The following is a 717-nucleotide window of genomic DNA, read 5'->3' as shown; positions in this document are numbered from 1 at the left end:
ACCGTGAGCACTTCGGAACCGTCGGTGTCGGCGAGGGCGGCTGCGAGGTCGAGGGGGATGGCTGCATCCTCCTGGCCGGCGGCGTCCCTGGCGCTCACCTGCGGGGCATCCGCCACCGCCGTGACGCTCACCGCATGCGTGCCCGTCACCTCCCGGCTCACCCGCGTGCCGTTGCCGGCATCCGTGAGCGTCGCCCGCATGGTGAGCACGAAGTCCGCATCCGCATGCTCGGCCGGATGCACAGACACCTGCCCGGCCTGCAGGGCGGCGGTGGCCACCTGCCACACCCCCGGGGATAGCTCGACGCCATGGCTCAGGCGCGCCCCTGCCGGAACCCCCGACACCCGGGTGAACTCCGACCAGGTCTCCGAGCCGTCCCTGTCGCTCAGGCCGAAGCTCGGCCGGATCACCATGGCCGTGTCCTCCGCGCCGGAACTCGCACCACTGATCGTGCCGGCATCCGCCACCGGATCGATGCCCACCGTGAAGCTCGCCGAGGTTCGCGCGCTCGCCCCGTTGCTGCTCTCGGTGGAGACCGCCGTGAGCGTGAGCGTGTAGCTGCCGGAGAAGTGGGCCGGCGGGTGAAGCCTCAGGCCTGCCAGCTGATCGGAGCTGAGCCGCCAGGTGCCGTCCGGCTGGCGCGCGCCGGCGCTCAGGGTCGCGTCGCTGGGCACCCCGCCGAGCACGAAGCTGAGGGACTCGGACCCGTCGCTGTCG

General features: G+C 72.5%; 1 protein-coding gene. It reads right to left on the bottom strand.

The genetic code is table 11. From position 1 onward, the window contains the following. Positions 1-717: hypothetical protein (locus AC0QTX_RS27520; protein ID WP_474606967.1), on the bottom strand; the 717-nt coding region annotated here is incomplete at both ends.

It is taken from the genome of Microvirga sp. jy35, assembly GCF_056148915.1.
Note: the sequence above shows the minus strand (reverse complement) of the source record. Positions and strands in the feature narration are given on the sequence as shown.